At 41.4% G+C, this 11394-nt stretch carries 6 protein-coding genes; all 6 read right to left on the reverse strand.

Annotated features, from left to right (window positions below; all coding sequences use genetic code 11):
* Positions 1–146: 146 nt before the first annotated feature.
* Positions 147–1568 (reverse strand): glutamate synthase small subunit GltD family protein, encoded by a 1422-nt coding sequence (locus F960_RS18845; RefSeq protein WP_004869834.1) that lies wholly within the window; start codon positions 1566–1568, stop codon positions 147–149.
* A 92-nt stretch (positions 1569–1660) separates the two neighbouring features.
* Entirely contained in the window at positions 1661–6136 is a 4476-nt protein-coding gene (gene gltB / locus F960_RS18850; protein WP_020846738.1) for a glutamate synthase large subunit, read from the reverse strand.
* Positions 6137–6594: 458 nt separating this feature from the next.
* Positions 6595–7467 (reverse strand): hypothetical protein, encoded by an 873-nt coding sequence (locus tag F960_RS18855; RefSeq protein WP_004869838.1) that lies wholly within the window; start codon positions 7465–7467, stop codon positions 6595–6597.
* Positions 7468–7475: 8 nt separating this feature from the next.
* Positions 7476–8561, reverse strand: a complete 1086-nt coding sequence (gene aroB / locus F960_RS18860; protein WP_020846736.1) for a 3-dehydroquinate synthase — start codon at positions 8559–8561, stop codon at positions 7476–7478.
* Positions 8562–8587: 26 nt separating this feature from the next.
* Positions 8588–9130, reverse strand: coding sequence for a shikimate kinase AroK (gene aroK, locus F960_RS18865; protein WP_004869840.1), 543 nt, complete (start codon positions 9128–9130; stop codon positions 8588–8590).
* A 51-nt stretch (positions 9131–9181) separates the two neighbouring features.
* Positions 9182–11299, reverse strand: coding sequence for a type IV pilus secretin PilQ (locus tag F960_RS18870; protein ID WP_004869842.1), 2118 nt, complete (start codon positions 11297–11299; stop codon positions 9182–9184).
* Between the last annotated feature and the right edge of the window lie 95 nt (positions 11300–11394).

Raw genomic sequence — 11394 nt, forward strand, 5'->3', positions numbered from 1 at the left:
AAGTGTATTGGTCAGTAAATTCAGACTGCATAACATCAGTGAAGTAATATGATTCCATCCTTGATATTCTTCTTCAACCATTAAAAAACCCGCATGACTGCGGGCTTCTTGAAATGGGTCTTTGGAATTTAAACGTTATCGTCCGATCAAACGTCAAGGTAATCCAAAATACCTTCTGCTGCTTGACGTCCTTCCCAGATTGCTGTCACAACCAAGTCAGAGCCACGCACCATATCGCCACCCGCAAAGATTTTCGGATTTGATGTTTGGAATTTATATTCTTGCTGTTCAGGTGCAACCACACGACCAGAACCATCAAGATTGATATTTGAAGAAGCAAACCAATCTGCAGGGCTAGTACGGAAACCGAAGGCTAAAAGTACGGCATCAGCTGGTAAAACTTCTTCAGAACCAGGGATTGGCTCAGGGCTACGACGACCACGACTATCTGGATCACCAAGCTGAGTGCTTACGACTTTAACGCCTGTAACCTTGCCATTTTCACCTACGATTTCAATCGGTTGACGATTGAATTGGAAATCAACACCTTCTTCACGTGCATTTTTTACTTCACGACGTGAACCCGGCATGTTTTCTTCATCACGGCGATATGCACAAGTCACTGACTCTGCACCTTGACGAATCGAAGTACGGTTACAGTCCATCGCAGTGTCACCACCACCAAGCACGATCACTTTTTTACCTTCAACACTGATGTATTCAGCAGGATCTTTTTCCCAGCCTTGAGTACGGTTGACATTGGCGATTAGGAAATCAAGTGCATCATACACACCGTCTAAATCTTCACCAGCAAATCCGCCTTTCATATAGGTGTATGTACCCATACCCATAAAGACTGCATCATAATCTGCAAGCAATTGGTCAATCGTTACGTCTGTACCAATTTCAGTATTTAAACGGAATTCAACGCCCATGCCTGTGAAAATTTCACGGCGACGTTTCATCACATCTTTTTCCATTTTAAATTCTGGAATACCAAAAGTTAAAAGGCCACCGATTTCAGGGCGTTTATCAAATACGACTGGCTTAACACCACTTCGTACCAAGATATCTGCACAGCCTAAGCCCGCAGGACCTGCACCGATAATCGCAACTTTTTTGTCAGTCCATTTCACAGATGACATATCTGGACGCCAGCCCAAAGCAAAGGCTGTGTCATTGATATATTTTTCAGCATTACCAATAGTAACCGCACCAAAACCATCATTTAGGGTACATGCACCCTCACACAGACGGTCTTGTGGGCATACACGACCACACACTTCTGGCAATGTGTTGGTTTGATGGCAAAGTTCTGCTGCTTGGAAAATACGACCTTCTGCAATCAGTTTTAACCAGTTTGGAATGTAGTTATGTACTGGACATTTCCATTCACAATATGGGTTACCACAACCTAAACAGCGATGCGTTTGGTTTGCCGCAATTTCTGCTGTAAAAGGCTTATAAATTTCCACAAACTCTGCTTTGCGGACAGTTAGATCTTTTTTCTCTGGGTCTTGGCGTGCTACATCCAGAAATTGAAAGTCATTGTTTAGGCGCTCTGCCATGTCTCTCTCCGTGGGTTGGAAGTGGATAACTTTTCGCGTTTGTGTATAAGTCGAAAGTTATCCACACCTACCTAGTATTTTGAGTAGTGGAATTATTGTGGATCTGCTTGAGTTGCTTTCAAAAGTGTCTGCAAATTAGCTGCTTTTGGTTTCACTAGCCAGAATTTACGGCTATAGAAATCGAACTCGTTGCGGATCTTATACGCCCAAGCACTACCTGTTTCTGCAATATGCTCATCCAAGATGCGAAGCAAGAATTCTTTGTGTTCTTCCATCGCTTCTGTAGAGATACGGTTCAACTCGATCAATTCGTGGTTATAGTAATCGACGAAGTCATTATCCAAGTCAAGTACATAAGCAAAACCACCAGTCATACCTGCACCAAAGTTGTGTCCAACTTTACCCAGTACAGTCACGATACCACCTGTCATATATTCACAGCAGTGGTCGCCTGCACCTTCAATCACGGCAAATGCACCAGAGTTACGAACCGCAAAACGCTCACCCGCAGTACCTGCTGCAAAGAGTTTACCACCAGTCGCACCATATAAACATGTGTTACCAATGATCGCAGTTTCTTGAGTTTGGAATGGTGAACCTTTTGGCGGGAAGATCGAAACTCGACCACCAGCCATGCCTTTACCCACATAATCGTTAGCATCACCTTCAAGTTTGATATGCAAACCGCCCGCATTCCAAACACCGAGTGACTGACCAGCCGTACCTTTTAGGTTCATTTTGACTGGATGCTCTTCCATGCTTAAATTGCCATAACGACGTGCAATTTCACCTGAAATACGCGCACCGATTGAACGGTCACAGTTCACTACATTGAAATGGTATTCACCGCTTGTACCCGCTTCAATGGCAGGAAGCATTTCCTCAACCATTTTCTCTGCAAGCAAGCCTTTATCAAATGGTGCATTTCCTTGAACTTGGCAATATTGCGCCTTACCTTCAGCAGCAGGATGTGATTCAAGCAACGCGCTTAGATCCAAATGTGCATGTTTATCGGTATCACCCGGTAAAACTTCCAGTAAATCTGTACGACCAATCAAATCTTTCAGTGACGCTACACCAAGTGCTGCAAGCCATTCACGAGTTTCTTCTGCGATAAAGTGGAAGAAATTGATCAGCATTTCTGGCTCGCCAATATAATGCTCTTGACGTAAATGATCTTGCTGAGTCGCAACACCAGTCGCACAGTTATTTAAGTGGCAAATACGAAGATATTTACAACCCAATGCGATCATCGGTGTAGAACCGAAACCAAAGCTTTCAGCACCTAAAATCGCTGCTTTAACAACGTCTAAACCAGTTTTCAAACCACCATCTGTTTGTACACGGACTTTACCACGCAAGTCATTTACACGAAGTGCTTGATGCGCTTCAGAAAGACCAAGCTCCCATGGCGAACCTGCATGGTGAATGGATGAAAGTGGTGAAGCTGCTGTACCACCGTCATAACCTGAAATGGTAATAAAGTCAGCATAAGCTTTTGCAACACCCGCAGCGATCGTACCCACGCCCGGCTCAGATACCAATTTCACAGATACCATCGCTTTTGGATTGACTTGTTTTAAGTCAAAGATCAATTGCGATAAATCTTCAATTGAATAAATATCGTGATGCGGAGGAGGTGAAATCAAAGTCACACCCGGTACTGAGTAACGTAAACGTGCGATTAAGCCATTCACTTTACCACCCGGTAACTGACCACCTTCACCTGGTTTTGCACCTTGCGCCACTTTAATCTGCAACACTTCTGCTGAAGTTAGATAAGCAGGCGTTACACCAAAACGACCTGATGCAATTTGTTTGATTTTCGAGTTACGAATCGTGCCATAACGAGCAGGATCTTCACCGCCCTCACCAGAGTTTGAACGACCACCGATCGTATTCATCGCAATCGCAATTGCTTCATGTGCTTCAGGTGATAACGCACCTAAAGACATCCCTGCTGAGTCGAAACGTGGCAAAATTTCTTCAACTGATTCAACCGCTTCCAAAGGAATAGAGTTGTCAGTTTTAAGTTTAAATAAATCACGAATTGTTGCGATTGGACGATGATTGACTAGCTCTGCATATTCTTTGAAATCTGCATAGTTACCAGAACGCACCGATTTGTGAAGCGCATTGATAATGTCTGGGTTAAATGCATGATATTCCTTACCAAATACAAATTTGAGCATACCACCTTGATCAATTGGCTTACGTGATTTCCACGCAATATCTGCCAATTTGATTTGGTCATTTTCAAGATCTGTAAATGTCGCACCTTTGATACGGCTTGGTACACCAGTAAAGCATTTATTGACCACTTCTTCAGATAGACCAACAGCTTCAAATAATTGACCGCCACGATAAGAAGCAACAGTTGAAATACCCATTTTCGAAAGAACTTTCAATAAGCCTTTCTCGATACCCTTACGGAAATTGGCTTGAGCATGGATTGGGTCACCAAGCAACTCACCTTTTGCAATCAAATCATTGATCACATCATAAGCCAAGTATGGGTAGATCGCAGTCGCACCGAAGCCCAAGATCACCGCAAATTGATGAGGATCACGAGCAATCGCAGTTTCTACAATAATGTTTGCATCAGTACGCAGTCCAACATTGATCAGGTAATGGTGAATCGCACCTGTCACCATCGCAGCATTGGCTGGTAAATAACCTTCACGAATTTTCTTATCAGTCAAAACAAGCAAAGTTTTACCCGCGCTTACCGCTTGAGCTGCTTCTTTACAAATACGATCAATCGCAGCTTCTAAACCTTCTGCTGCTGGATAGTTCAAATCCAAATCAATCACATCATAACCATCACGTCCTAAAGTACGTAATTGATGCATTTTAGAATTTGAAAGCACTGGGCTTGAAATGATTAAGCGTTCAGCATGTTCAGGACCTTGTTCAAAGACGTTTTGCTCACGACCTAAACACGTTTCTAATGACATCACGATTGATTCACGTAATGGGTCAATCGGTGGGTTAGTCACCTGTGCAAATTGTTGACGGAAATAATCAGTCACATGACGCACTTGACGAGAAAGAACCGCCATTGGCGTATCATCACCCATCGAACCAACAGCTTCCTGACCGCTTTCAGCGATTGGGCGAAGCAATTGATCACGCTCTTCAAATGTCACCATAAACATTTTTTGTGCAGCTTTTAGGTCGTCGCCTTTTAAGCCTTGATCACATAAATATTCTTCTAATTCTGGGCTACCTTGCAGGCGAATAGAACGTTCACGTAACCATTCACGATAAGGACGCATTTTTTTCAAATGGTTGCTGACATCTTGAGTATCTAGCATTTTGCCAGTATAGGTGTCGATCACTAAGATTTGACCTGGACCTACACGACCTTTAGAAATCACATCTTCTGGTTCATATCCCCAAACACCGATTTCTGATGCAAGTGTGATATAGCCATTTTTAGTGATCACCCAACGTGCAGGACGTAAACCATTTCGGTCAAGCATACAAATCGCGTGACGACCATCTTGGATCACGAGACCCGCAGGACCATCCCAAGCTTCCATATGTTTAGAATTAAACTCGTAGAATGCACGAAGATCTGCATCCAAAGTTTCAACGTTTTGCCAAGCTGGTGGAACAAGCATACGAAGCGCACGGAACAAGTCCATACCACCGCCCACGAGGATTTCAAGCATATTATCCAAGCTTGAAGAATCCGAACCAGTACGGTTTACGATCGGAGTAAGTTCAGTTAAACCCGGAAGCAATGGATTTTCAAATTTTGGAGTACGTGCCACAGCCCAGTTACGGTTAGCTGTAATCGTGTTGATTTCACCATTGTGCGCTAAATAGCGGAATGGCTGAGCCAACGGCCAACGTGGCAATGTGTTGGTAGAGAAACGCTGATGGAAAACTACGATATGTGATTCTAAGCGTGGATCAGCCAAATCTGTATAGAAGTCAGCAATCGCTTCAGGCATCATCAAGCCTTTATAGCTAATCACTGTTGAGCAAAGTGTAGTCACATAAAATAATGGATCATTCACCAATTGTTGCTCTGCACGGCGACGTGCCAAGAACAATTTACGGTTAAACTCGACCTCAGTCACGCCCATCGGGCAGTTCACAATCACTTGTTCAAAAACAGGCAGAGAACGAAGCGCAATTTCACCAAGCGCATCATTATTGGTCGGTACTACACGCCAAGCGATAACACGTAGACCTTCTTCTTCTAATTCTTTAACTAAAATATTTTTGGCATTGGCTGCAAGTGCAGGATCAGTATTTAAAAATACAGTACCGACAGCAAAAATTTCGCTCAGTGTAATGTCACTGAGTTTTTTTGCTTCATCACGGAAAAATTTCTTTGGCATAGCCAAAAGTAATCCGCAACCATCCCCTGTCTTACCATCTGCGGCAATACCACCACGGTGCGTCATACAGCTTAAACTATGAATCGCGGTCTTGACTAAATCATGACTTGCATCACCCTGCATATGGGCGATCAAACCGAAACCACAGTTATCTTTAAACTCGTCAGGTTGATATAAACCTTGAGCGGGAGCTACAGTATTAGGCGATGGCATGTGCATAGCGTACCCTTCTTTCACAATGGCCCATACGGGCATAAAACAAATCTAAATAATCTTTTCGCGACTCGTCGATTTACGCTCAATAAGATTTCATATCAGTAAACCATTATTGCGAATAACCATATTGGCTGAAAAAAACCAAGATTGCATTCACTTTATTGCACTCTTTTTTGCAAAAAATGTTCAACAATCACAATCTTTAAAAGCAGGCAAATTTGACAGTTTCGCACACTAATTGGATCAGTGGCGCTCTAAAATAGTGACAACTCTCTCAACTAGCACAGTTATAAAGCAAAAAATATGCCAAACCTAAAAAGAACTGACAAAATCATCTAATTATCTTTACTGACGATATATGTGAAATATAAAAGATAAATTTTGCACAAATATTACGCACCATTTTTGTGCAAAAAAAAGAGCATTAACCATTTAATGCTCTATTTTGGGTTGTTTTAGTTAAATGGATCACTAATTTCGTGCTCAGCAGGCTTTTTCGTAGCCCCAGTATTTGCACTATTATCTTTCGGCTTGGTCGCTGCTGGACGTTCGACTGAACTATTTGATTTTTGTACATCAGTGACATTGCCCTGTGCATCACGACGGGTCACAACTGTTTTAGTCGTAGGTACAGATTGACTCGTTGCTGCAGATACTGTTGGCTTCACTTGACTCAAAGTCGTTTCATCTACGGTTGGTACTGCAGCATTTCTCAAGCGAACTTCATATTGTTTATTGCTGCCTGAGGACAATTCATCCGCACCAAGATCATTGACCAATCCAGCAAAGTCACCCAATTTTCGGATTTGCGGATGCACTGTCTTAGGTAAACCGACATTTGCTTGAGCGATTTGATTTTTAGCCTCTCCCTCGCCAGCAAACACACCGTAAGCCAAAACATATTGCTCAGTCTGACCTTCACCACTTAAACGAAAATAAATCAAATTCTTATGATCAAATTGTTTTGCCAAATATGCTTTGATTACATCTTCTTTTGTTGTTCTAAATAACTCAATTGTCCATTTATTTTTATTGTCTTCAATAAATTTAGTGCCACGGAACTCAGCTTCGTGATTTCCAGCAGCAACTACACGTGAAGTCATTTCCAGAGGGCGAACCTCATCTAAAAGTGCACCAAGATGGGACGTTGCTGCAACTTTTTCTGGTTGGATCGCCACTTGAGTTTCTTCAATTGGATTTTCTTGGGTCACTAATTTCTTAGTATCGGTTAATGCCCAAAATAACAATGAAGCCAATAGACACAACAACCCACCGATTAACCAAATATAAAGGCGAATATTTTGCCAATTCATACGTGTTGTTGTCATTTTATTACCTATGCACTCAGTTGGTTAGCCAAAATGGCTTGCTTCATGAATTCAACATCAAAGTCTTTAGTAATCACTGCCTGACCCATTTTCTTCATTAAAATCAATCGAAGCTGACCATTTAAAACTTTTTTATCATGTGACATATATGCCAAAAATTCATCCAATGGAATCGCTGGACATGCTACAGGCAAATTGGCACGTTGAATGATTTTTTTTGTACGCTGCAAATCTTCATCACTGATCCATCCCATACGACAAGATAAATCAGCTGCCATGACCATACCTGTTGCTACAGCTTCACCATGTAGCCATACGCCATAGCCAAGATAAGACTCAATCGCATGTCCGAAAGTATGTCCTAAATTGAGCAATGCGCGTTCGCCTTGTTCTTTTTCATCATTTGCAACTATACGAGCTTTATGCGCACATGAACGATAAACCGCTTCAGCAAGTAAAGTCGCATCACCAGCAATCAGACCATCCATGTTTTGTTCTAACCAAACCAGAAAGTCTGCATCGCCAAGTAATGCATATTTTATCACTTCTGCCAGTCCAGCGGACAATTCACGTGGAGGCAGTGTTTTTAACTGGGACATATCCGCCAAAACCACTTGCGGTTGTTTAAATGCCCCAATCATATTTTTACCCAAAGGATGATTGATCCCTGTTTTACCACCTACACTCGAATCCACTTGGGATAACAATGTCGTTGGCACTTGGATAAAATAAACACCTCGTTGGAAACATGCAGATGCAAAGCCTGCCATATCACCAATCACACCACCGCCTAAAGCCAAAACAGTACAGTCACGGTTAAAGCCTGCTTCAAGCAAAGCATCAAAAATCAGATTGAGATGCTCAATGTCTTTATATTTTTCACCATCATCCAACACACAAGTTGCTACTGTTTTACCTAAGGCAGAAACTGCATCTACATAATGCTGTAAATACAACTTTTCAATCGTTGTATTGGTCACAATCATCACTTGTTTACCTTTAATATAAGGTTCAAGCAAAGTTTGCGGATTTAAATCACTACCAATAAAAATAGGATAACGACGATCACCTAGTTCAACATGTAAAGTTTGCATATTTTCCGATGCCATTTTAAATGGGTTTAATTTAACTCTTCAGCGACAATAATATTCAAAATTTTCTGCGCCAAATCTCGTGCTGCACCTTGATTGGTTTCAATAATATAGTGTGCAACTTCACGATAAAGAGGATCACGAACTTTGAGTAAATCACGCAATTTCTTTTCAGGATTTTCGACCTGAAGTAAAGGACGATTTTTATCTCGATACGTTCTTTGTAGCTGAATCTCAACAGGTGTAAATAAATACACCACGATACCGCGATGCTTTAAATATTCACGATTTTTTGCTTGAGTCACAGCCCCACCACCTGTGGCAACCACCAAAGGTTTACGAGAAGTTATATCATCAATGACAATGGTTTCTCTTGCACGAAAACCTTGTTCCCCTTCTTTTTCAAAAATCCAAGGAATGGACGCACCCGTTTTACGCTCAATCTCATGATCACTATCTAGAAATTCACGCCCCAACAGCTCCGCCAAATGTCTTCCTACTGTAGTTTTTCCTGCTCCCATTGGCCCCACCAAATAAATATTTGGTAGGGTTTCAAACTCTTTGCTTTGCAAGGAGTCACCTATCGAATTGCTTTCATTGAAGCTATATTAATGATTTCTCGATTATCTGTCATTAACAATTCTTGGCGTGACAAAAATCAAAAGTTCACTTTTATTTTCAGATTTCACATCTTTTCTAAATAAATGGCCTAAAACTGGAATGTCACCCAACAAAGGCACCTTGGTTTGTTTATTGACAGTGTTCTGTTCAAAAATGCCACCGAGTACTACGGTTTCCCCATCACCAACCAGCACATTGGTATCAATTTGATTCTTATTGAGAACAATTTCTCCATTTGGTGCAGTTCCTGCATTGGAGTCATTGGTGATTTTAAGTTGCATCTGTACTTTGCCATCAGGCGTGATGCTCGGCGTCACATCCAAACTCAATAAAGCATCTTTAAAAGAAGTATTGACTGTTGATCCAGAACCAGAAGTTGTCGTGGTTTGATAAGGTATTTCCTGTCCAGATGCGACTTTGGCATTTTGTTTATCTGCAGTCATGACTTTTGGCGTAGAAATAATCTCAGCAAAGCCATCGGCTTGAAGTGCTGACAACTCTAGATCAAGCATAAAGTCCGACAGGCTAATCAGACCAAATGCAATTTTACTTGCCCCTGCCGAACTCACCCCTAAATCTACATTAAGGTTGTCTGGACGGGTAATTTCATATTTCCAAGCCCCAGTATCAGTATCTTTTTTGGGATTTCTCAGATCCCATAAAGTTGTATCACTACCGCCAACCAACAAGTTGCTATTTTTAGTGATACCCTGCGACAAAATCCCCCATTTCACTCCCATTTCCTTAGTGAAATCAGTTGTAGCCCGTACGATACGTGCCTCTATCATCACCTGCTTAATAGAAACATCAAGTAGATCAACCATTTTGCGAATCTGATCAATTTTCTGCGCTGTGTCATTTAAAATAAGCGTATTGGTTCGTGGATCAATCGATAAAGTACCTCTCGGACTCAGCATGGTTCCATCCATTTCTTGAGTCACATCTGTACTTGTCCGAGTGCTGCTAAGATTTGAGGATCCTTTACTAATCAATTTTTCAATATCGGTAACTTTGGCATATTTGAGCTGAATATATTCAGTCTGAATCGGTGCAAGTTTGACACTCTGTGCGATTGCCTTCGCTTGTTCTTCTTCGGACTTAATCATTTCAGGCAGTGGTGCAATCCAAATCACATTACCATTTCTTCTCTGATCTAAGTTTTTGGTTTTTAGAATAATATCCAGAGCTTGATCCCACGGCACATCCTGCATACGAAGGGTCATATTTCCTTGCACACTATCTGATGCCACCATATTGATGCCCGTAAACTCAGCCAATAATTGCAACACACGTCTTACTTCAATATCCTGAAAATCAAGAGAAATTTTCTTTCCTGTATAAATTGGTGTACGACTTTTGACTTTGCTTTGATCACTAGGTCGCTTAAAGCTGACAGTCATTTTGTTGCCCGTCTGGAAAGCCATATATTCATAACTGCCATTGGTCTGAACAGTAATCACCCCATTTGAGCCTTCATTATATGAGTCGATCGTTGTTACTGGAGTCGCAAAATCATTGACATCCATACGGCGGTTGAGATGTGTTGGCAGTTTCGCACCCAAAACTCGAATGACAATTTTACCGCCTTGTTGTTGGATATCGATGGGTGTTTTACTATCCAACAATTCCAATGAAATCTGTCCTTCATCAGCATTACCACGCTTAAAAGCGATATTGGACACACCTTGTTTTTGCGGTGTTGATGTCAGAGCCCAAGTCGATGTTGCGAGATTTTTGTTATTTGAAATTTTGAGAATAAAGGTATTGCCTTCAACTCGTGTGCTAAAGCTCGAATCTTTATTTTTTAAATTGACTGTCATTCGTGCCCGCTGTGGATCTGAAGCGAGATCAATGGTACTGGCTTCAGGGCTTGAAACTACGATATTATTTTTGGAAATGCTTTGTTTAACCTGTTCAAAGTCCAAAAGTAAACGTGGTGGATTATCCAGTTGATACGCTTTTGGCTCAGGAGGAATGCCATTAAACATCACTCTGATTTCAGTCCCCTGTTCTGGTATTTGCATCGGTGCAATATTGGTCATGCTCACTTCTGCAACTGCAATTTGTGATATTGCAAGCGTTAACGTAGATAATAAAAAATTTCGAATATAAAAATTCATCGTTTTGCAATCCCCAAATAAAACTGTATCAATTGTTTTTTCTAGTTATATAGAGCTTGTAGGTCATGGACCCAAAAAATTAAACGTCAGTCAAA

The sequence above is a fragment of the Acinetobacter gerneri DSM 14967 = CIP 107464 = MTCC 9824 genome (assembly GCF_000368565.1).
GTDB classification, from domain to species: Bacteria; Pseudomonadota; Gammaproteobacteria; order Pseudomonadales; family Moraxellaceae; genus Acinetobacter; species Acinetobacter gerneri.